The following is a 19845-nucleotide window of genomic DNA, read 5'->3' as shown; positions in this document are numbered from 1 at the left end:
CGTCGTAGGCGCGGGTCACGGGCGCAACTCGATTGCCGTTTTGCCGATCCGAACCGGCGTTCCCAGTGGAACTCGTACCGCAGTCGTCACCTTCGCCCTGTCAAGGTAAGTGCCGTTGGTCGATCCCAGGTCCTCGACGTACCACTCCGACCCGCGCTGAGAGAGCTTGGCGTGCCGCGTCGAGGCGTAGTCGTCGGTCAGCACGAGGGTCGAATCGTCAGCACGCCCGATCAGCACCGGCTGCCCGCTGAGGGTAATGCGCGCGCCCGCCAGCGCTCCTTCGGTGACGACCAGGTAGCGCGCCGCGGTCCTGCGCGGCCGCGACGGCAGCAGCGTGCCACGCAACGCCAAGCCGCGGTGCACCATGACAGCACCTGTGGGTGCGTAAATGTCGGTCTTCAGGATCCGCAGTACGGACCAAATGAATACCCATAACAGCATTAAAAATCCGGCGCGCGTCAGCTGCAGCACTAATCCCTGCATCTGGCGTCCTTTCCGTCCCGGCGCCGTTCCCAGGCCCGCGCCACCGAGCACATCAGCAACGTCACGATACTTGGACGACGGCGGACGCGGGGTGAAGCTCGGCGGCTTTGAACCGGTGGGTTCAGTGCATGCGGACGATGATCTCCGAGTGGCCCAAGCGGATTACATCGCCGTCGGCCAACTGCCACTCCTGCACCGGCGCGTTGTTCACGGTGGTGCCGTTGGTGGAGTTGAGGTCCGACAGCAGCGCGACCTGGCCATCCCAGCGGATCTCCAGGTGCCGACGCGACACGCCAGTGTCGGGCAACCGGAACTGGGCGTCCTGTCCGCGGCCGACGATATTGGAGCCCTCGCGCAGCTGGTACGTCCGGCCGCTGCCGTCGTCGAGCTGCAGGGTGACCGACGTTCCGGCGGAGGGGTAGCCGCCCTGCCCGTAGTCGGCGTAACCACCACCGGCCGGTTGGCCATAGCCGCCGGACTGACCGTAGTCGTATTCGCGGCCGGCGGGTTCGGCGTAGCCGCCGCTGGCCGGGGGATACCCCGGGACGGGAGGGGCCTCGGCGTAGCGGGTGTAGTCGCTGCTGGCGTAGTCCTGGCCGCCGTAGCCGGGGCCGGGCTGCTGGTAGCCCTCGTAGCCGCCTTGGTCGGGGTAAGGCGGGCGCTGTTCGGGCGGGGCCGCGGGTGCATATCCGGCCTCCTCTCGGGGAGCCGGCCCCCGACCGTAGTCGCCGTAGCCGCCATAGCCGGGCTGGGGACCGCCGGGAGGCGGGCCGTAGCCCCCGCCGCCTTGGCGGTAGCCCTGGTCGTAGCCCTGGTCGCCATACCCACCAGAAGGGGCGGGTGCAGGCGGACGTTGTTCGTAGGTCGGAGGGTAGCCACCCGGGGTCTGCTCGGGGTAGCCGCGCTGCTCGGGGTAGCCCCGTTGCTCTTGGTAACCGCCTTGGTCGGGGTAGCCACGCTGGTCCGAGTAGCCCCGTTGTTCTTGGTAGCCGCCTTGGTCAGGGTAGCCGCGCTGTTGTTCTTGGTAGCCGCCTTGGTCAGGGTGCCGGGGCGGGGGATATCCCTGCTGGGGCGGGTAACCACCCTGCTCTGGTGGATATCCCCCGCGGGGGTCCTGTCCTCCTTGCGGATCAGGGCCACCGCGCGGATCCTCGTGCGGACGGTCATAGCGGTCGTCGTAGTACTCGTCGGGCCGCCCCTGCCCCTGACCGCCGCGGTAGCTCGAATTGTCAGTCATTGGTGGTACTCCTGGTTCTGCGGCAAACGCGTTATTTGATTGTGGCCGTGCGGGATGGGTGACTGTCGGGCGGGGCTCGACATCGGGGTTGACAGTGCCGCGGGCGCGGAACTGGCCGGTATGCAGGTTCGATGACTGCTCGAACCGGACGACCACATCACCATACGTTTGCCACCCCTGTTCCTGGATATAGTCCGCCAAGTGCCTGGCGAAAGTGGTCGCCATGCGATCTTGATCGACCCCCAATTTTTCGAAGTCGTGCACACCGAGGGTAATGACGTATTCATTGGGCGCCAAAAGGCGATCTCCCTGCAGGGACCGGACGCCGTCGGCGGCCTCGCGGCGCAACAGTCCCTCGATCTCCTGCGGGACGATCGATCCTCCGAACATCCGGGCAAACGCATCGCCAACGGTCACCTCGAGTTTGCGCTCGATGCGCTGAACTAGCCCTTTCTGGCCATTCATGTTTCAGCGCTCGCCTCACTATTCCCAGTATTCGTCGGCGCAGGGCAAACGACCAGCCCGCGTGTCGTGTCAAACAAGCATGCTATCGGGACACCGTGATGCTGCGGCACCGTGAGAACACTGAGAATCGCGTCGAGACCGTTCAGAGCCCTTTGCGCGTCTCGAGCCCAACGTCAGACGGCCGCCCGGCTCCCCGCTCCGTGTCCTTCCGAAGCGGTTTGGGGTGCGCGGCTACTACAGTGGTATGGTCCTCCGGTTGTTTCGGGCGAGTGGCGGAATGGCAGACGCGCTGGCTTCAGGTGCCAGTGTCCTTCGGGACGTGGGGGTTCAAGTCCCCCTTCGCCCACCGTGAGCGGTTGTCATCGACGCCACTTCGAACTCTCTCAGTCGGTCGGCTGGGCACTCGCCCACCCGGTGACCTCGGCGGTCACGGGATCGGTGAGGTCGTCGAACTCGGGGTACTTCCTGAGCACCGTGCCGACCATGGAACACACGGGAACGACGCGCTTGCCGTCGTTGCGGGCGCCATCCAGTGCCGCCTTGACCAGAATGGTCGCCAAGCCTCGTCCGCCGAATCCGGGATCGACCTCGGTGTGGTAAAACACGCGCTGGTTGCCACGGTCGGCGAATTCGGCGACGCCGACGGTCTTGCCGTCGACGGAGATGGTGTACTTACCGAGTTCCGCGCTGACCGTAGTTGGCGCGCCGGTGTTGTCGGCAGTCACGTGTGTCCGCTATCCGTTCTCTCCGGAAGCGACCGAGGCCGCAGCCGGACGGTGGGCAGTGGCGGGGCGGGCAGTCGGGTGACCGAACCCTGGTACCCCTGGACCGCGCCGAAGCGCTCGTCGGCGTCCTCCCACAGCCGGCGATAGTTGACGATGTCGTCGTGGCTGCGCCCGACGAAGTTCCACCACATCACCAGTTGTTCGGTAAACGGGGCCCCACCCAGTACCAATGCCCGCGCGGGCCCATCGCCAACATTGTGCAATTGCAATACGGAGTTGCCCGGCCCCTGATAGCCCAGATCGGCGGCCGCCAGGGCACTCCCGCAGATCGCTATGCTGCCGAGGTCGCACAGCACCCCGTGTTCGAAGCCCGGGTCGATGCCGATCTCTAGCGCGGCGCTGGCGTCGAGATCGATCTGGGCGCCCACCAGCGGGGTGAAGGTATGCACCGGGGAACGGCTGCCGGCCAGCTCGCCGAGGAATACCCGCGCCGTCGCTCCCGGCAGCGCGACCGGGGCGGGTGCGTAGTGGGCGAAGTCGCGTGCGGTGTCGCGCGCGGGGTCAGGCAACGCCACCCAGAGTTGCACACCGTGCAGAACGGTGTGCGGGTCTGACCCGATCGACACTTCGGAGTGGCAGATGCCCGCGCCCGCGGTCATCAGGTTCAGCTCCCCGGGCCGGACCAGGGCGCGGACGCCGGCGCTGTCGCGATGCTCCACTTCCCCACTGAATAACCAACTCACGGTTTGCAATCCGGTGTGCGGATGAGGCGGGACGTCCATGCTCGCGGCCACCGGGCCGTAGTGGTCGACGAAGCACCACGCACCGATCAGCGAGCGTTGCCGCTGGGGAAGCGTGCGTCGCACCGGGAGCGCCCTTGGTCCGCCCAGCGGAACCTCACGGGGGTGCAGCACTTCGATGCCCGCGACCCCTGAGGCGCGGCACTCGACCTCGGCCGGCGCGGCCTCGAGGTTGCTCATCGTCCACCGTTCGTCAGGGTGTCATACAGCGCCGTTACCGCGACCCTACCCGGGTTGTCGGCGCCCCGGCGGCCGCCTAACCAACTAGGCGGCCGAACGCGGGCCCACTCGCGCAGCCGGTAGGTGCAACACGACAGCGGAGACCGAGACGAAGTCGTGCTCGTGGCGCGCCAGCAGTGCCGCGTTCTCCGGCAACTGCCGGGCGTTGATTTCCCCGGCGGCGATGCGCCGGAGCGCGTCGTGGGCGCGGGCCAGCTCTTCGCGCTTGCGATACTGGCCGCCGGGAAGCTTGACGCCGGCCCAAACGCCGTATTCCTCCCGGTGTGCGATCGCGTGTTTGGCGCACTGACGCTGTTGCGCCAGCGGGCAGCGACGCAGGCATTGAATCCGTGCCTCGGTCGCCGAACGTTCGTAAGCGCGCGCCTTCGCGGCGCCGTCACCACCGTCATCGTCGGGATAGCCGAACCATAGCTCCGGGTTGGTTGCGCAGGGGTGTCCCATGTGCCGATCTCCTTGTCGAGGGCGAAACGTAGGCGAAAGCGTATACATAATCCCGGCCCGGGGCAAGAGAAACGTGACAAAAACATATATACGCTGGCCCGTCCCATCCGCTGTGTACTATCCCGGTATGGCCGGAGCGCGCGATGAGCCGTGAGTCGGCCGGCGCGGCCATCCGGGCACTGCGCGAATCGCGGGATTGGTCGCTGGCGGACCTGGCGGCGGCGACCGGCGTCAGCATCATGGGACTTAGCTATCTGGAGCGCGGCGCCCGCAAACCGCACAAAGGCACTGTTCAGAAGGTTGAAAATGGGCTCGGGCTGCCGCCCGGAACCTACTCGCGGCTCTTGGTGGCGGCGGATCCGGATGCCGAGCTCGCCCGGTTGCTCGCCGCGCAGCCGCCCGAGCCGACGTCGGCACGCCGCGCCGGCGCGGTCGTGGTCGACCGCCACAGCGACACCGAGGTGCTCGAGGGCTACGCCGAAGCGCAGCTCGATGCCATCAAGTCGGTCATCGATCGACTGCCCGCGAATACCTCAAACGAATATGAGACGTATATTCTCTCCGTGATCGCGCAGTGCGTGAAGGCGGAGATGCTGGCCGCCAGTTCCTGGCGGGTGGCGGTCAACGCCGGCGCCGATTCGACGGACCGGCTCATGGCACATCTGCAGGCGCTCGAGGCGACGCGCAGTGCCCTGCTGAGACGGATGCCCGCGAGCTTGAGCGCGCGGTTCGATCGGGCCTGCGCGTGGTCGTCGCTACCGGATCCGATCGTCGCGGCGCTGATCGGGGTCGGGAGCGACGAAGTGTGGGAGATCCGCAACCGAGGCGTGATACCGCCGGGAGCACTCCCCCGCGTTCGCGCCTTCGCCGACGCGGTCGAGGCGATGAACCACGACCGGCCCGACCAGGACAGCGGTTAGGGGAACTAATGGTCGACAGCGAGATCGCGGCGTTGAGCCGGGCTCATCAGATGTTTGCGGGCGCCACCCGCTACCCTGCGCTGGACGCCGACACCGCGCATTACCGGGGATTACTGCAGCGCGCCGCCGAACTGAATATCGCGGCGGGACAAGGCCGTTACGGGCTCGCGGTCCACCGCGGCCAGGCGGCTCTGGTGGCGGCGGCACGGACGGATGCGGCGGCCGCGGCCGTCATCACCGGTGCCCAGCGGGATCGGGAAACTGCGCGTGAGTCGACCGGCAACGTCCTCGACCAGGCTCGCGCCGACGCTGTCGTCCGTCCGGCTGCGCCGATGGCTCAGCGAGAGGCGATGCGCCGTCGCGTGGCGCGGCTGCGAGCTCAGCGCGTGCATGTCCTGACGGCGCGCCGGCGGGCCCGACGGCACCTGGCGGCGCTGCGCGCGCTGCGTTACCGAGTGTCGCACCAGCACGGCTTCGCGCCCAACGGACCGCGGCCGCCGTCGCCGAACGGGCGCGCAGCAATCGCGGTGCGTGCCGCGTTGTCGCGACTGGGCCGTCCGTACGTTTGGGGGGCGACCGGACCCGACCAGTTCGACTGTTCCGGGTTGGTCCGGTGGGCCTATGCGCAGGCGGGTGTTCACCTGGACCGCACCACCTATCAACAGATCAACGACGGGATCGCCGTCCCGCGCTCGCAAGTGCGGCCGGGGGATCTGGTGTTTCCGCATGCGGGACACGTGCAGCTGGCGATCGGCAACAATCTCGTCGTCGAAGCGCCGTACCCGGGTGCGGCGGTCCGGATTAGTCGGCTGGGCGGCAACGTGCAGATCCGCCGTCCGCTGGGATGAGAGCGAGGAGAACTTCGGAGAGCTGTCGACGGACGGGCAGATCCGCCGTCCGCTGGGATGAGAGGGTGGAACCATGTCGGAGCAAGACGGAACTTCGGTAGCCGCCATTCGGGCGCGGCAGGCGGCCCTGGCGACGCAACACAGCGCGGTTGCCGACGCCGACCGTGCGCTGGCCGAGGCGCTTGCCAGCGCGCATGCTGTGGTGCACGAGAGTGTCCGGCGGCTGGACGCGATCGCCGCCGAAATCGACCATGCCGTGCCAAACCAGACGGACCTCGCGGTCGATACCCCGATGGGAGGGCGCGAGTTTCAGAGGTTTCTGGTTGCCAAACAACGCGAGATCGCGGATGTCGTGACCAATGCACACGAACTCGACCGCGCGAAAAGTGCTGTGCTGGAAAGCCTGCGGGCACACTACGCCGGTCCCACGGGCGAACCGGATCCCACATAGGGCGTTGGTTCACAGACGCGCGTGAGGTGAATTGTCGACACTAGGGCGCCTGGGTACTGTCACCCGGCATGGAGGCGTCGCGATACCGCCCGCCGCGGGGCGCGGCTCGCTCGCGCGCTTCGGATCGCCAGCAGGGCGACGCGGCCGCAGCCATAGCCGATGCGGAAGCCGCTCTGGCACGGCAGAATTCAGCGAGCGCTCAGCTCGACCTGCAAGTTGTTTCGGCAATCCTGAATGCGCACCTGAAGACGGTTGAGGGTGGAGAGGCGCTGGACGACCTGCAGCAAGAGACCGAAGCCGCGGTGCGCACGCGATCCGATCTGGATACCCCGGCGGGAGCGCGTGATTTCCAGCGTTTCCTGATCGGCAAGCTCAGGGATATCCGAGGGGTGGTCGCCAACGCGAGTCTCGACGATACGTCGAAGTCTGCGCTGATGGCCGCGTGGACATCGCTGTACGCCGCCTCCATGGGTGAACCGAAAGCTCCCGCCGAACCTCAGCCGGCACGGTCCGCGCGCGATGCCGCGCCCGCGCGGGGCGCCGGCCAGGAGCCGGCGGCACTATCCGGCGCCGGTTCGGATCCCTACCTCGATTCGCTGTTGCTGGACGATCCTGGCCTGCTGCCCGAGGAATCACCGGTGCAAAGCGCCACACCGCCCGCGATGCCGATGTGGCCGGCGATGCCAAGCATTCCCAGCTTCGGCGGCGCGACGATGCCGGGTGTCGGAATGGCACCGGGCTCCATCCCCGGTTGGAGCGCGCCGGGTGGGCTCCCGCTGTCCGGGCCGCGTGGGAGAACCGAAACCGATCCGGACCCAAGCGATTTCGACGAGTGGCACCAGGAATCCGAGGAGTCGAACCCGGCGGACCACACCCCCTCGGACGAACCGGGCAATGACGAAGACAGAGGTGAGGACGCGTCGGCCGCCAAGCCCAACTCCCCACCGGCCGGTCCGACGACCGTGACCCTGCCCGACGGGCAGACGGTGACCGCCGCCAGCCCGCAGCTCGCGGCGGCGATCAAGGCCGCGGCCGGTGGAGCGTCGATCGCGGATGCCTTCCATCGGCAGGGCATCACGATCCCCGCGCCGGGGACGGCGGTCGCCAACCCGATAGACCCGTCGCGGGTCATCCCGGGAGATATCGGCATCTTCATCGATCGTCACGCGCTCGCCCTCGGGCGAGGCAAGGCCCTGCTCGACGGTCAGATTCAACCCATCTCCAACGTGAGCGGGCCGAGCTTTCTAGGCTGGGAACATCCGCCAGTGCCGACGACCGCGACCGCGCCGGCCACGGCGGAACCACCGATACCGACCCGGCCGTCGGCTACGTCGACGGCAATGCACTAGGCGCTAAGGCGAGGAGAAGCCGATGGCAGATCGAATCCATGTGGAGCCGGCGCACTTACGTGAAGCCGCCGCTCACCATGAGCAGACCTCCGACTACCTGCGGACCGTGCCGTCGTCGCATGCGGCGATCCAGGAAAGCCTGGACTCACTCGGACCGATTTTCGGTGAGCTACGCGAGGCCGGCCGCGAACTGCTCGAGCTACGACGACGGTGCTACGAGCAACAGGCCGACGACCACGCCGCGATGGCGCGCGATCTGCGGATGTCGGCGGCTATGTGGGAGCGGCACGACGAAGACGCGGCCCGCGACCTCGGCGGCATCGTCGACGGCGGTCGATGACCGACGCCGATCCCGCCTTCGACACCGTTCATCCCAGCGGGCATATCCTGGTGCGGTCCTGCCGCGGGGGATACATGCACAGCGTGGCGTTGAGCGAGGCGGCGATGGACACCGACGCGGAGAACCTGGCGCAGGGCATCCTGCTGACCGCCGACGTGTCCTGTCTGAAAGCGTTGCTAGAAGTACGAAATGAGATCGTGGCGGCGGGCCACACCCCGTCCGCGCAGGTTCCGACGGCCCGCGACCTGGATGCGGCGATTGAAAAGCTGCTGGCGCATCGGCTGCGGCGCCGCGACGGTTGACCGCCTAAACCCGCCAGGTTTCGGCGGTGTCGGGATCGGGCGCGATGTCGGATGGCGGCTCGATGGGATTGGCGCCGAACAGTTCTCGCGCGCGGCCAAGCAAGGCGCGCACTTCGTCGAGTTGCTGCTGCAGCGCAGAGTCGGCCATGTCCCCACGCTACCCACGGCTGGGCAGCCGCACAATTCAGTATCCGCAGAGCCCCACCAATGGCCGCCGGTACGCTTGGCCGGTGGCGATCTTCGGTCGGAAGTCGGCGCGCCAGCGCCTCCGGCGAGCGACCCGGGAATCCCTTACGATTCCGGCCTTTCGCTCGCCCGTCGATTGCACCCCCTGGGTGATCGGTGGCCTTTGGCCTGCCGAGCTGTCGACGATCACCGCCGAAACCGCCTCGCTCGCAGAGCATCTCAACACCGAGCTGCGGCGCATCGCCGACGGCGCCAATGGCGAACTGCGGAGCATAAGCCGAGCGGGTTTGCCTGCTTCGGCCCGGCGGGCAGCAGAGGCCGAAGTGATCGACGAAGCCCGTGCCCGAGCCCAGCGGCGCGTCGAGTCGACAGTTCGACAGCTGCGCAGCCCGACGCAGGAACCGCCGGCGAGGTCAGCGCGCCCGGCCGTCGCCAACCGCTTCGCCGGCACAGACCTCGACAAAACCCAAGTCATGCAGGCCATCACCGTGGAGCCTGCGGCCACGGAGGCCACCGAGGTTGCAGCCGAGACGGAATCCGACGACGAACGGTTGCAGCGGCTCCTCGCCTTTGTGGTCCGTCAAGAGCCGCGGCTGAACTGGGCCGTCGGCACCCATCCCGACGGCACGACCGTGCTGGTCACCGATCTCGCCCACGGATGGATACCTCCGGGTATCGCGCTACCGGACGGCGTGCGGTTGCTGGAACCCGAGCGGCGCGCCGGCCGAGCAGCCGAGCTGCTCGGCAACGTCACGCGCTCGGCTACCTACACTCCCGGCGATCCCATGCGCTGGCCGGCTGACGTCGAAACGCCGCGATCCTCGATGCGGCCCCGAGAACTGCCGGCGGTCGAGGATCTCGGGCGGGAGTTGGGTGCGGCCACGCACCGGCGCGGCGAACTGCCGAGGATGGTGCACACGGTCGCTAAGGCCGCCGCGTCGGGAACGGGCGTCATCGAAGCGGGAATCGACCTGCTGCGCGTACATCTCGATACCGCGCGCCACCGGCTTCAGCTCCAGTACCCGGATGTCGAACCCGCGCTGCTGCTCGACTGTCTCTTGTTGGCGGCCATCGAAAGCCTGGTGACCGGAGACGTCATCGCCGCTAACTATCACCTTGCCTGGTTCCAGAAACTGGAACGCACCACCGGACGGCCGTCGCTCCGGGCGTGAATTGACCCTGGTTGGGGGCGTCGACATACTGTCATGGTGTCGGGGTCGGGCAGTCACGGCGAGCGGAGCGACCTGAGCGACCGAGACCTCGTCGAATCGGTTCTGCGTGAGCTGAGCGAGGCGGCCGACAAATGGGAAGCGCTCGTCGCGCAGGCCGAGGCCGTCACGTACAGCGTGGACCTGGGAGACGTTCACGCTGTCGCGAACTCCGACGGCCGACTGCTCGAGTTGACGCTGCACCCGGACGTGATGACGGGCTACGCCCACGTGGAGTTGGCCGACAGGTTGAACCTCGCGATCGCGGCGCTGCGTGAAGAGGCGGAGGCCGAGAACCAGGCGCGTTACGGCGGCCGCTTGGGTTGATGGGCCCCGGTTCTCTTCGCGCGCTCGCGCGCTCATCGCCCGGGGCTTGGGTTGATGGGCCCCGGTTCTCTTCGCGCGCTCGCGCGCTCATCGCCCGGGGCCGGGCGGGCCGGCGAAGGCTTGAGCGATCTGTAGCCAGCGCCGCGCGTCGTCACCGACCGCTGCGACGTCGAGAGCGCCAAGCGGGCGTCGTTGGGTGACCAGAAAGCAGAAGTCCTCGGCGGATCCGGTGACGCGCTGGGCCGCGTCCGACGGTCCCCACGACCAGGTGTCTCCCCCGGGCCCGCGCAGCTCGACCCGGAAGGGTTCGGTGGGCGGAGCCAGGTTGTTGACGAGAAAGGCGTAATCACGGGTCCGGACACCCAGATGCGCGATCGAGCGCAGCCGCCCGGTCGCGGGGCGTCGCACCCCGAGGGTGTCGGCGACGTCGAGGCCATGCGCCCAGGTCTCCATCAGCCGCGCGGTCGCCATCGACGCCGCGCTCATCGGCGGGCCGAACCACGGCAATTTGCGGCCCTCGGGCACCGTCAGCAGCGCCTCGTGCAGCCGCGCGCGGGTAAGCCGCCAATCGGCGAGCAGCTGGGGCGGCGGGGTGGCGGCCAGTTCGTCGGCCGCGGCATCCACGAAGCCGGTCGGGTCGGCCGCCGCGGCGGCCAGCAGGTCGGCAAAACCCGCCTCGTCGGTGACCGCGGTCAACGCGACCCGGTCGGTCCACAACAGGTGTGCGATCTGGTGCGCGATGGTCCAGCCGGGTGCGGGCGTCGGCTCGGCCCAGCGGTCCGCGGCCAGCGGCGCCACCAACGCGTCCAGGTCGTCGCTTTCGGCGCACAGGTCAGCCACCATCGGGCCGGCATCGGCCATCATCGTCTCCCTCAGGTACCGTCGGACATTTCTCGAACCTTAGCCATGAGCGCGGGCCAGCCGTGCGGGCCGGGCGACGACGGCATGGACGACGAGGCCGGCCAGGTAGATCACCGACCCGGCGAGCGCAAACGCCGGCGCGTACCCGTTAGCTGGAATCACGGTGGCCGCCAACGTGGTCGCGACAATGTATGAGATCCAGAACAACGCATCCTGCACGGTGAACACGTGTCCGCGAAGGGCGTCGTCGACGTCGATCTGCATCGCCGAATCGGCGCACAGCTTGACCATCTGGCCGGCGATGCCAAGGCAGAACCCCGCGACCAACATGACCGGCAGCAACAACCCGGCACCGGCGGTCTGGATGACCACCGCCGCCACCAAGGCGCCGTTCGCCGTGGCGTAGCGCCCCCAGCGGCGCACCGCCGGCGGGGTCAGTGCCGTCGCCACGAACGCTCCGATGCCCGATGCGGCGACGAATAGCAGCGCCGTGCCCAGCCCGCCGATCGCGAAGGCCTTCGTGTGGTGGACCAGCAACAGCATGAGCAACGCGTTGATGCCGACCACCATTCGGTGGGCGGCCAGACCGGACAACGTGGCCGCGACCGTCGGGGTTTGGATGACCGTACGCGCGCCGTGCAGCCAACCGGTGATCACCGCGTAGAAGGCCGACCCGTGGATCGCGCGTTGGGTGTCGTCCGGACCGAGGACCCGGGCGGCAAATCGCAACGACAGCAGCAGGGCAATCGCCACCGGAATCTCGACGATGAAAACGATCCACGCGGCGCCCGCATCTCCGCCCCCGGCGAGCCAGCGGGGAACCAGCATGAAGTTGGCGCCGAGGAAGGCGGCCGCGGCGCCCGTCGCGGTGGCCAGCGAGTTCATGGTGACCACCTGTTCCCGCGGCACCACGTGGGGCAGGGCGGCCGACAGGCCGGACGCGACGAAGCGGGATAAACCGTTGGCCACCAGCGCTCCGCACAGCACCGGCAGATCCCCCGCCCCCAGCGCCAGAAACGTGCCGACCGCGGTCACCAGAGCCAAGCGGCCCAGGTTGGCTCCGACGAGGACGAGGCGTCGATCCCAACGGTCCATCAGCGCTCCGGCGAAGGGTCCTAGCAGCGAGTACGGCAGGAAAAGCACCGCAAACGCGCGCGCGATCGCCATGGGGTCCGACGCTCTATCGGGGTTGAACAACAACGCCCCGGCCATGCCCGCCTGGAAGAGACCATCGCCGAACTGACTCGCCATGCGCACCTGCAGCAGCCGCCAGAAGTCCGGCAAACCGCGCACCGACCGCCAAAGCTCGACGGGTGCGCGCGCCCGGATCCGGCTGTCAACCACAGAACCCACTTCCAACGATCGGGGCAGACAGGGCCGATCACGCTCTCCGCCGCCCAAACCACACTACAAATATTCGTGGGGCGCGCTCGTTTGACCCGGCGATGCGGCGACGAGTGCGATGATGGTCGGGTGGCCCAGCACGAAGATCCCGAGGACTATGTCGCACCCGCCGCACAACGCGTGCGGGCGGGCACCTTGCTGTTGGCCAACACCGACCTTCTTGAACCGACATTTCGCCGCAGCGTGATCTACATCGTGGAGCACAACGAGGGCGGCACCTTGGGCGTGGTGCTCAACCGGCCCAGCGAGACCGCGGTCTACAACGTGTTGCCGCAGTGGGCCAAACTGGCGGCCAAGCCGAAGACCATGTTCATCGGGGGGCCGGTCAAACGTGACGCGGCCCTCTGCCTGGCGGCTTTACGGGTTGGCGCCGACCCAGAGGGCGTGCCGGGCCTGAGGCATGTGGTGGGCCGGATAGTCATGGTCGATCTGGACGCCGACCCCGACCTGATCGCGCCGGTGGTGGACGGGGTGCGGATCTTTGCGGGCTATTCCGGCTGGACCATCGGTCAGCTCGAAGGCGAAATCGAGCGTGACGACTGGATTGTGTTGTCGGCCTTGCCATCTGACGTTCTGGTCGGGCCCAGGGCCGACCTGTGGGGGCAGGTGTTGCGACGGCAGCCGCTGCCGCTTTCGCTGTTGGCCACCCACCCGATCGACCTCAGCCGGAACTAACCCACCCGCCGGACAATCGCCATCGCCGCCGCAACGCGGCGGAGTTCAGCCGCACGACTGGGTGCAGAGGGCGCAATTGCCCGCGCAGCTCGGCGCCGCAGTGCTGGAAGCCTGACGCCGCAGCGCGTATCGCGCGCTCTGCCATGAGCCGGCGGCCAAGGTGCCGATCGCCCCGGCAACGCAGACGACCACCAACACCAACGCGGTGTGCGGGGATGCTGCCAGCGCCACCGCTCCCCCGGCGGCCAGCATGACAGCGGCAGCCAATTGGGTGGGCGCCATCGCGCGCAGCGCGAGTTGAGTGGCGTCTGCGCCGGGGGCATGGGAGAGCGACCAGGTCCCGAACACCGCGGACGAAACCGCCGCGACTACGCACAGCACACCCGTGATCAGCATGGGCACACGATACGGGCTCACCGGTGGGTCCGCTCGCCGGACCCCGCGCCGCCCGGATCAGCGTTGCGCAGTGAGGTGCAGGTTCGGCAGCGGCGGCATCCCGGGCACGAGGGTCAGCAGGTTGGGAAGGGGCTGCGGAGCGGGCGACGGGCTGGGCAGCGACGCCTGACCGGAACGCCCCAGGGGCGCCGGGGCGGCGACCGGTGGCGGGGCAGTTCCAGCGGGCGCAGTCACCCGGAATCCGTTGATGATGGCGTCGGTAGCCGGCGCGTCTGCTACCGCCTGCGAAGCGGCGGTGGTCACCGCAAGCGAAACCAGATACTTATTCTTTCCGGAGGTGGCGATGACATGGCGCCGCGAGGTGTTGAGCGTCATGTCGTTCTCGCGGTACGTGCCCTCGATGATCGATGACGGAAAGCCGCCGAAATTGGCCATCGAGGCGTTTGTGGTCTGCCACGCCAGCAGTTGCTGACTGTCGACGTACCCGTGGGTGATGGCCTCGGCGGGATCGAACTCACCGATCAGCTTGTAGACCACCACCTGCGCGTTTGACGTGTAGACACTGTTGCCGCCGACGCGGTCGGCGATCACCACGAACGCGTCGGGCACGTTGGGGTCGGGGACCCGAGTCCAGCGCGGCGGCATCGGCAGGGTGATGTCGAGAGCATTGAATCCCTGGGCCCGCTGGGGCTCGAGCTTGACGCCCTTGCCCGTCAAATAATCGCGAAGCGTGCCGGTGGTCGCGGGAGTCACCGGCGGCGGCATCGGCGCCACCGCCGTGGGCGCGGGCCCGGCGGCCAGGACGGTCGCGGGATTCGGTGACGCGATCGGTGCCGGGGCCGGGGCGAGCGCGGGCGGGGCAGCGGGGGCAAGCCTGTTGTTGACTGCGCCGGGAAGGGCCGTGAGGTTCTGGACGGGTGGGGCCGGCGCCTGGGCAGGGCCCGGGGCGGGAAAAGGTGGCGGTGGAAATACCGGATCCGCGGCCGCGCGCCCGCCCGCAAAGAGCATGACGCCGATGAAACCCGTGACGATACCCCCCGCGAATACCCGCCACGACGTGCGCGCGATGTGAGTCATTTGCGTCGGTCCCTCCGAACGGCTCGAGCACGGCATCCGGTTAGAGGCTGACTGTAACCAGGGCGCACGTCCGGCAACCAGGCTTGAAACAGACCTGGGATGAACCTCTGATCGGTGCGCAACGCAACCGAGATCAACCCGTGGCCGGCGGGTCGGCCCCCTCGGGCTCGGTTGCCGCCCTTATACCCTGTTGGCGTGACCGAATCGCCGACCGCGACGCCCGGCAGCACGTCTGGTGTCCCATCCGGCGCCCGCGACGCCGACGCTCCGCGGTACCGCTACACCGCCGAGGTCGCGGCGCGGCTGGAACGCACCTGGCAGGACAACTGGGCGCGGCTCGGGACGTTCAACGTGCCGAACCCGGTCGGCTCCTTGGCCCCGACGGACGGCGCGCGGCTGCCCGAGGACAAGCTCTTTGTCCAGGACATGTTTCCCTACCCTTCCGGCGAGGGACTCCACGTCGGTCACCCGCTGGGCTACATCGCCACCGACGTCTACGCCCGGTATCACCGGATGATTGGCCATAACGTGTTGCACGCGTTGGGGTTCGACTCTTTCGGGTTACCGGCCGAGCAGTACGCGGTGCAGACCGGCACCCACCCGCGTACCAGGACCGAAGCCAACATCGTCAACTTCCGGCGGCAGTTGGGCCGGCTGGGTCTTGGCCACGACAGCCGACGCAGCTTTTCGACCACCGACGTCGAGTTCTACAAGTGGACGCAGTGGATATTCCTGCAGATATACAACGCCTGGTTCGACACCGCCGCCAACAAGGCCCGCCCGATTTCGGAGTTGATCGCCGAATTCGATTCCGGCGCGCGCCATCTCGACGACGGACGAGATTGGGCCAGCTTGTCGGCGGGGGAGCGCGCCGATGTGATCGACAATTGCCGGCTGGTTTACCGGGCCGATTCGATGGTGAACTGGTGTCCGGGCCTGGGTACGGTGCTGGCCAACGAGGAGGTCACCGCCGACGGCCGCAGTGACCGCGGCAACTTCCCGGTATTCCGGAAACGGTTGCGGCAGTGGATGATGCGGATCACCGCGTATGCCGACCGGCTGCTGGCCGACCTCGACGTGCTGGACTGGCCGGACCAGGTCAAGACCATGCAGCGCAACTGGATCGGGCGCTCGACCGGTGCCGCGGCGCTGTTCTCAGCCACCAAGGCCACTGGCGAAGCCGTCGATATCGAGGTGTTCACCACCCGGCCCGACACCTTGTTCGGCGCCACCTATCTCGTGCTGGCCCCGGAGCACGACCTGGTCGACGACGTGGTCGCGCCCGCGTGGCCGGACGGGGTCGATCCCACGTGGACGTACGGGGCCGCCACACCGCGCGAGGCCGTCGCCGCCTATCGCCGCGCGATCGCGGCGAAGTCAGACCTCGAGCGCCAGGAAAGCAGGGAGAAAACCGGTGTCTTCGTGGGCAGCTACGCGACCAACCCGGCCAACGGCGAGCCGGTGCCGATCTTCATCGCCGACTACGTGTTGGCCGGGTACGGCACCGGGGCGATCATGGCGGTCCCTGGGCACGATCAGCGGGACTGGGAATTCGCCCGCGCGTTCCACCTGCCCGTCGTCGAAGTCATTGCTGGCGGCGATGTTTCGCAGGCCGCCTACGCGGGTGACGGTGTGTTGGTGAACTCGGATTACCTCGACGGCATGGAGGTGGCGGCCGCGAAGGAGGCCATCACCGCGCGCCTGGAGTCCGACGGGCGCGGCCGCGCTCGCATCGAATACAAGCTGCGCGACTGGCTTTTCGCGAGGCAGCGGTATTGGGGCGAGCCGTTCCCCATCGTCTACGACAGCGACGGACGCCCCCATGCGCTCGACGAATCCGCGCTGCCGGTCGAGCTGCCCGACGTGCCCGACTACTCGCCGGTGTTGTTCGACCCCGACGACGCCGATAGCGAGCCGTCGCCGCCGCTGGCCAAGGCGACCGAGTGGGTGCACGTCGAACTGGACCTCGGTGACGGGCTGAAGCCCTACAGCCGTGACACCAACGTGATGCCGCAGTGGGCCGGCAGCTCCTGGTACGAGCTGCGCTACACCGATCCGCACAACTCGGAACGGTTCTGCGCCAAGGAGAATGAGGCGTACTGGATGGGCCCACGACCGGCCGAGCACGGTCCGAACGATCCCGGCGGCGTCGACTTGTACGTCGGTGGCGCCGAACATGCGGTGCTGCACCTGCTGTATTCGCGGTTTTGGCACAAGGTCCTCTACGACCTGGGTCATATCAGCTCGCGAGAGCCCTACCGCAGGCTGATCAACCAGGGCTATATACAGGCCTTCGCCTACACCGATGCCCGCGGGTCCTATGTGCCGGCCGAGAAGGTGATCGAACGCGACGGCGGATTTGTCTACCCCGGGCCCGACGGCGAGATCGAGGTGTTCCAGGAGTTCGGCAAAATCGGTAAGAGTCTGAAGAATTCGGTGTCACCCGACGAGATCTGCGACGAGTACGGAGCGGACACGCTGCGGGTGTACGAGATGTCGATGGGCCCGCTGGAGGCTTCGCGCCCGTGGGCGACCAAGGACGTCGTCGGCGCCTATCGTTTTCTGCAGCGGGTGTGGCGGCTGGTGATCGACGAGAACACCGGCGAAACCCGGGTGTTCGATCGCGAGTTGGACACAGACACGTTGCGGTCGCTGCACCGCACCATCGCGGGAGTATCGGAAGACTATGCGGCACTGCGGAATAACACCGCGACGGCCAAGCTGATCGAGTACACCAACTATCTCACCAAGGAACACCGCGACGCGGCGCCGCGCGCGGCGGTCGAGCCGCTGGTGCTGATGCTGGCCCCGCTGGCACCACACATGGCGGAGGAGCTGTGGTTGCGGCTGGGCCACACCACCTCGCTGGTGCACGGTCCGTTCCCCGTCGCCGATCCCGCCTATTTGGTTGACGACACGGTGGAATACCCGGTGCAAGTGAACGGCAAGGTGCGGGGCCGGGTGGTGGTGGCCGCCGACGCCGACGAGGAAGCGCTGCGGGCCGCCGCGCTGGCCGATGAGAAGGTGCGGGCGTTCCTGGACGGTGCTACCCCGCGCAAGGTGATCGTGGTCCCCGGCCGCCTGGTCAACCTGGTCGTCTGAGCCCTACCGACCGCGAATTGGGCAGCGCTAGACGCTAATTACGTTGAAACACACAAGCTTTCAGGCTTCTTTGCGCGCTACCGAGTCCGCTGCCGGGCAGCCGGCCGGTTCGCCGGAGGCCAGGCGTTCCAGCGGCGCCAGCGCCTTCCTCAGGGTGTCCAGGTCGTCGGGGGGGAGTTGGCTGAGCATGGCGGCCAGGGCAGCACGGCGATTGGCCAGCGACTCGCCATGAACGGCCCGCCCCCGCGGCGTGATGTCCACCAGCACCGCCCGCAGGTCGGACGGGTCACGCGAGCGTTTCACCAGCCCGATCTTCTCCAGCCGGCGGATCGCCACGGTAGTGGTGGGAGTGCGCACGCGTTCGTGCGCGGCCAGGTCGGTCATCCGGATGGGGCCCTGATCGAGCAAGGTGACCAGGATCGACAGCTGTGCCAGCGTCAACTCACCGGCCGCCGCTCCGTTGGGATCCCCGCGGCGCAGGATCGAAAAGAGCTTGGACAGCGCGCGATGCAGCCCCTGCGCCAGCTCCGTCACCTCCGGCGCCGTGGGTCCGCTGTCCTCCATAAACCGGGAGTCTAGCCTGACATCGGCTTTGCTCAAGACTCTGTCACAGCCCTTGGGACAGAAACCGCCGCAGCTGCTCGGTCTGCGCGGCCCCGAATATCTGCTCAGGGGGCCCGGATTCCACGACTTCGCCGTGATCCGTGAATACGACGGCGTCCGACGCCGAACGCCGCGAACCCCATCCCGTGGGTGACCACAGCCATTGTCATACCGCCGGCGCCGAGATCGGCGATCAGTTCCAGAATGCCCGTGACCATCGCGGGATCCAGCGCGGAGGTCGCCTCGTCGAGGAACAGCACCTGCGGGTCCATTGCCAACGCCGGCGCAATCGACCCGATCACCGCCGCCGTGCCGCCCGCGGGCACATCGATGTCGACGCCGCGCAAAACCGCATTGCTGCTAAAAGATTGGTGAATGTCCTTGGCTGCCAATGAAACCGGCTCGCACCGCGCGGCGGCGGCCATGACGCCATCTCCGGGCCGAGCGTCGATGCGATCACGTCGGGGGAGTCTCCGGCTCAATCGCGGGGCGACCCCGGCGAAGCCGCGCGTCGATGAAGTCCACGAAATGCGTTAACAGTTAACGGAACAGTCAATATCGGGTAGCGGACGCCGGCGGCCACGAGCGGGAACAAGTCACCGCATCGCCCGACCCACGGTTAGGCCCAATGCCGGAAGCCTCAGAGCGCCTCCGACAGGCTCGGAGAACCACCGCTCGTCTGCTCGAAGGCTGCCGCCCCGGCACTCACCACCTCGGATGGGACAAAAACCCCGCGGCGGCACAGTTCGGCCAGCATGGTTTGGGCCATCAGGTGCGAGCGTCCGATGCAGGCGGCCCGCGCCGCTTCCGGATCACGTCGATGGATCGCCGCATTTTCGTCCTCGTAGAACGGCAACGTATCGTCGCGGCTGCACTGGTAGGTCATCCAGAACACGCGGGGAATGAGGTTTTGTGAGGCGCGGATCGTGGCGTGCAACCGCGGGCCCGCGTATTCGTCGTTGACCGTGTGCCGGTACTCGCTGGCAAATTCGGAAAAAGTCCGCGAATCCTTCGAGGCGCGCATCGATCGCATGATCGTGTCGAGTTGCCCAAGGATCCGCGGCGTGGGGTTGGCGGCTGCGCGGGCGGAGGCGATGCCGTTGAGCAGGCCGTCAAGCTCGTGATGCTCGAGGACGGTGGCTTCGTCGAACCGCTCGACGAATGCGCCCCGGTGGTAGCGCGTCGACACGATGCCGTCGTGTTCGAGTTGGACCAACGCCTCTTGGATGGGGACACGGCTAACGCCCAAGCCCAGCGCGATTTCGTTGCGGTCGACCCGGTCGCCGCTGCGCAGCTTGCCGGTCAAAACCAGGTTCAGGATGTGAGAAACAACCTGGTCTTTTTCTTTGACCCCGTATTTCTTCGGCATAAGTTTGTCGAGCCTCTTCAGCCAATGTCATGGGGC

Annotated in this window: 22 protein-coding genes, 1 tRNA gene and 1 pseudogene; 11 read left to right on the top strand and 13 right to left on the bottom strand. The window is 67.7% G+C overall.

Annotated elements, in window-relative coordinates:
- Positions 1 to 15 precede the first annotated feature (15 nt).
- Together G6N24_RS20860 and G6N24_RS20855 are read right to left on the bottom strand one after the other, a co-directional pair.
- Positions 16 to 483 carry an FHA domain-containing protein FhaB/FipA gene (locus tag G6N24_RS20860; protein ID WP_085163163.1) on the bottom strand — a complete coding sequence of 156 codons (468 nt, stop codon included), beginning with the start codon at positions 481 to 483 and terminating at the stop codon, positions 16 to 18.
- A gap of 121 nt (positions 484 to 604) precedes the next feature.
- Positions 605 to 2185 carry an FhaA domain-containing protein gene (locus G6N24_RS20855; RefSeq protein ID WP_085163110.1) on the bottom strand — a complete coding sequence of 527 codons (1581 nt, stop codon included), beginning with the start codon at positions 2183 to 2185 and terminating at the stop codon, positions 605 to 607.
- Between the two features lie 263 nt (positions 2186 to 2448).
- On the opposite strand from G6N24_RS20855, the gene G6N24_RS20850 reads away from it, so the two are divergent.
- Positions 2449 to 2531: transfer RNA gene (locus G6N24_RS20850), tRNA-Leu, on the top strand.
- Positions 2532 to 2568: 37 nt separating this feature from the next.
- Here G6N24_RS20850 and G6N24_RS20845 read toward each other — a convergent pair.
- The 3 genes from G6N24_RS20845 to G6N24_RS20835 all read right to left on the bottom strand — a co-directional run bounded on the left by G6N24_RS20845 (position 2569) and on the right by G6N24_RS20835 (position 4391).
- A complete protein-coding gene (locus tag G6N24_RS20845) occupies positions 2569 to 2910 on the bottom strand; it encodes a GNAT family N-acetyltransferase (protein ID WP_085163109.1) in 342 nt (113 codons plus the stop codon).
- On the bottom strand, positions 2907 to 3890 hold the full coding sequence (locus tag G6N24_RS20840) for a pirin family protein (RefSeq protein ID WP_085163108.1): 984 nt from the start codon (positions 3888 to 3890) through the stop codon (positions 2907 to 2909). Before G6N24_RS20840 ends, G6N24_RS20845 begins: the two co-directional genes overlap by 4 nt.
- 84 nt (positions 3891 to 3974) lie before the next feature.
- On the bottom strand, positions 3975 to 4391 hold the full coding sequence (locus G6N24_RS20835; RefSeq protein WP_085163107.1) for a WhiB family transcriptional regulator: 417 nt from the start codon (positions 4389 to 4391) through the stop codon (positions 3975 to 3977).
- 143 nt (positions 4392 to 4534) lie between these two features.
- On the opposite strand from G6N24_RS20835, the gene G6N24_RS20830 reads away from it, so the two are divergent.
- The 6 genes from G6N24_RS20830 (at position 4535) to G6N24_RS20805 (ending at position 8601) form a co-directional block, all read left to right on the top strand.
- Positions 4535 to 5311, top strand: coding sequence for a helix-turn-helix domain-containing protein (locus tag G6N24_RS20830; protein ID WP_085163106.1), 777 nt, complete (start codon positions 4535 to 4537; stop codon positions 5309 to 5311).
- 8 nt (positions 5312 to 5319) lie between these two features.
- Positions 5320 to 6159, top strand: coding sequence for a C40 family peptidase (locus tag G6N24_RS20825; protein WP_085163105.1), 840 nt, complete (start codon positions 5320 to 5322; stop codon positions 6157 to 6159).
- 73 nt (positions 6160 to 6232) lie between these two features.
- Positions 6233 to 6610 (top strand): DUF4226 domain-containing protein, encoded by a 378-nt coding sequence (locus G6N24_RS20820; RefSeq protein ID WP_085163104.1) that lies wholly within the window; start codon positions 6233 to 6235, stop codon positions 6608 to 6610.
- A gap of 68 nt (positions 6611 to 6678) precedes the next feature.
- On the top strand, positions 6679 to 7959 hold the full coding sequence (locus G6N24_RS20815) for a DUF4226 domain-containing protein (protein WP_085163103.1): 1281 nt from the start codon (positions 6679 to 6681) through the stop codon (positions 7957 to 7959).
- 22 nt (positions 7960 to 7981) lie between these two features.
- Positions 7982 to 8299 carry an ESX-1 secretion-associated protein gene (locus G6N24_RS20810; protein ID WP_085163102.1) on the top strand — a complete coding sequence of 106 codons (318 nt, stop codon included), beginning with the start codon at positions 7982 to 7984 and terminating at the stop codon, positions 8297 to 8299.
- A complete protein-coding gene (locus G6N24_RS20805; protein ID WP_085163101.1) occupies positions 8296 to 8601 on the top strand; it encodes a DUF2694 family protein in 306 nt (101 codons plus the stop codon). The genes G6N24_RS20810 and G6N24_RS20805 overlap by 4 nt, the downstream gene beginning before the upstream one ends.
- Positions 8602 to 8605: 4 nt before the next feature.
- Here G6N24_RS20805 and G6N24_RS23745 read toward each other — a convergent pair whose 3' ends face one another.
- A complete protein-coding gene (locus G6N24_RS23745; RefSeq protein WP_169716109.1) occupies positions 8606 to 8749 on the bottom strand; it encodes a hypothetical protein in 144 nt (47 codons plus the stop codon).
- A gap of 82 nt (positions 8750 to 8831) precedes the next feature.
- On the opposite strand from G6N24_RS23745, the gene G6N24_RS20800 reads away from it, so the two are divergent.
- Entirely contained in the window at positions 8832 to 9959 is a 1128-nt protein-coding gene (locus G6N24_RS20800) for a DUF5632 domain-containing protein (RefSeq protein WP_085163162.1), read from the top strand.
- A gap of 33 nt (positions 9960 to 9992) precedes the next feature.
- Complete coding sequence (locus tag G6N24_RS20795; RefSeq protein ID WP_085163100.1) at positions 9993 to 10322, top strand: DUF2710 family protein; 330 nt, start codon at positions 9993 to 9995, stop codon at positions 10320 to 10322.
- 87 nt (positions 10323 to 10409) lie between these two features.
- Here the strand turns inward: G6N24_RS20795 and G6N24_RS20790 are convergent, their stop codons facing one another.
- Both G6N24_RS20790 and G6N24_RS20785 read right to left on the bottom strand, forming a co-directional pair.
- Positions 10410 to 11183, bottom strand: a complete 774-nt coding sequence (locus G6N24_RS20790; protein ID WP_085163160.1) for a TIGR03084 family metal-binding protein — start codon at positions 11181 to 11183, stop codon at positions 10410 to 10412.
- A 39-nt stretch (positions 11184 to 11222) separates the two neighbouring features.
- Positions 11223 to 12554, bottom strand: coding sequence for an MFS transporter (locus G6N24_RS20785; RefSeq protein WP_139822646.1), 1332 nt, complete (start codon positions 12552 to 12554; stop codon positions 11223 to 11225).
- A gap of 102 nt (positions 12555 to 12656) precedes the next feature.
- On the opposite strand from G6N24_RS20785, the gene G6N24_RS20780 reads away from it, so the two are divergent.
- Entirely contained in the window at positions 12657 to 13262 is a 606-nt protein-coding gene (locus G6N24_RS20780) for a YqgE/AlgH family protein (RefSeq protein ID WP_085163099.1), read from the top strand.
- 45 nt (positions 13263 to 13307) lie between these two features.
- On the opposite strand, the gene G6N24_RS20775 is transcribed toward G6N24_RS20780, so the two are convergent.
- Positions 13308 to 13658 (bottom strand): hypothetical protein, encoded by a 351-nt coding sequence (locus tag G6N24_RS20775; protein WP_085163098.1) that lies wholly within the window; start codon positions 13656 to 13658, stop codon positions 13308 to 13310.
- A gap of 57 nt (positions 13659 to 13715) precedes the next feature.
- Positions 13716 to 14735, bottom strand: a complete 1020-nt coding sequence (locus G6N24_RS20770; RefSeq protein ID WP_085163097.1) for an LpqN/LpqT family lipoprotein — start codon at positions 14733 to 14735, stop codon at positions 13716 to 13718.
- Between the two features lie 195 nt (positions 14736 to 14930).
- Between G6N24_RS20770 and leuS the strand changes: the two genes are divergently transcribed.
- Positions 14931 to 17837, top strand: a complete 2907-nt coding sequence (gene leuS, locus G6N24_RS20765; RefSeq protein WP_085163096.1) for a leucine--tRNA ligase — start codon at positions 14931 to 14933, stop codon at positions 17835 to 17837.
- Positions 17838 to 17897: 60 nt separating this feature from the next.
- On the opposite strand, the gene G6N24_RS20760 is transcribed toward leuS, so the two are convergent.
- From G6N24_RS20760 to G6N24_RS20750, 3 genes and pseudogenes are all read right to left on the bottom strand, one after another.
- Positions 17898 to 18401, bottom strand: a complete 504-nt coding sequence (locus G6N24_RS20760; RefSeq protein ID WP_085163095.1) for a MarR family winged helix-turn-helix transcriptional regulator — start codon at positions 18399 to 18401, stop codon at positions 17898 to 17900.
- Positions 18402 to 18444: 43 nt separating this feature from the next.
- Positions 18445 to 18865, bottom strand: a pseudogene (locus G6N24_RS20755) (hypothetical protein).
- A gap of 215 nt (positions 18866 to 19080) precedes the next feature.
- Positions 19081 to 19809, bottom strand: coding sequence for a GntR family transcriptional regulator (locus G6N24_RS20750; protein ID WP_085163094.1), 729 nt, complete (start codon positions 19807 to 19809; stop codon positions 19081 to 19083).
- Positions 19810 to 19845 lie beyond the last annotated feature (36 nt).

This window comes from Mycobacterium lacus, assembly GCF_010731535.1.
GTDB classification, from domain to species: domain Bacteria; phylum Actinomycetota; class Actinomycetes; order Mycobacteriales; family Mycobacteriaceae; genus Mycobacterium; species Mycobacterium lacus.
Note: the sequence above shows the minus strand (reverse complement) of the source record. Positions and strands in the feature narration are given on the sequence as shown.

Coding starts and splice junctions, on each gene's coding strand:
- G6N24_RS20860 (WP_085163163.1), bottom strand. CDS start 483: ATGCAGGGATTAGTGCTGCAGCTGACGCGCGCCGGATTTTTAATGCTG.
- G6N24_RS20855 (WP_085163110.1), bottom strand. CDS start 2,185: ATGAATGGCCAGAAAGGGCTAGTTCAGCGCATCGAGCGCAAACTCGAG.
- G6N24_RS20840 (WP_085163108.1), bottom strand. CDS start 3,890: ATGAGCAACCTCGAGGCCGCGCCGGCCGAGGTCGAGTGCCGCGCCTCA.
- G6N24_RS20835 (WP_085163107.1), bottom strand. CDS start 4,391: ATGGGACACCCCTGCGCAACCAACCCGGAGCTATGGTTCGGCTATCCC.
- G6N24_RS20830 (WP_085163106.1), top strand. CDS start 4,535: ATGAGCCGTGAGTCGGCCGGCGCGGCCATCCGGGCACTGCGCGAATCG.
- G6N24_RS20825 (WP_085163105.1), top strand. CDS start 5,320: ATGGTCGACAGCGAGATCGCGGCGTTGAGCCGGGCTCATCAGATGTTT.
- G6N24_RS20820 (WP_085163104.1), top strand. CDS start 6,233: ATGTCGGAGCAAGACGGAACTTCGGTAGCCGCCATTCGGGCGCGGCAG.
- G6N24_RS20815 (WP_085163103.1), top strand. CDS start 6,679: ATGGAGGCGTCGCGATACCGCCCGCCGCGGGGCGCGGCTCGCTCGCGC.
- G6N24_RS20810 (WP_085163102.1), top strand. CDS start 7,982: ATGGCAGATCGAATCCATGTGGAGCCGGCGCACTTACGTGAAGCCGCC.
- G6N24_RS20805 (WP_085163101.1), top strand. CDS start 8,296: ATGACCGACGCCGATCCCGCCTTCGACACCGTTCATCCCAGCGGGCAT.
- G6N24_RS23745 (WP_169716109.1), bottom strand. CDS start 8,749: ATGGCCGACTCTGCGCTGCAGCAGCAACTCGACGAAGTGCGCGCCTTG.
- G6N24_RS20795 (WP_085163100.1), top strand. CDS start 9,993: ATGGTGTCGGGGTCGGGCAGTCACGGCGAGCGGAGCGACCTGAGCGAC.
- G6N24_RS20790 (WP_085163160.1), bottom strand. CDS start 11,183: ATGGCCGATGCCGGCCCGATGGTGGCTGACCTGTGCGCCGAAAGCGAC.
- G6N24_RS20775 (WP_085163098.1), bottom strand. CDS start 13,658: ATGCTGATCACGGGTGTGCTGTGCGTAGTCGCGGCGGTTTCGTCCGCG.
- G6N24_RS20770 (WP_085163097.1), bottom strand. CDS start 14,735: ATGACTCACATCGCGCGCACGTCGTGGCGGGTATTCGCGGGGGGTATC.
- G6N24_RS20760 (WP_085163095.1), bottom strand. CDS start 18,401: ATGGAGGACAGCGGACCCACGGCGCCGGAGGTGACGGAGCTGGCGCAG.
- G6N24_RS20750 (WP_085163094.1), bottom strand. CDS start 19,809: ATGCCGAAGAAATACGGGGTCAAAGAAAAAGACCAGGTTGTTTCTCAC.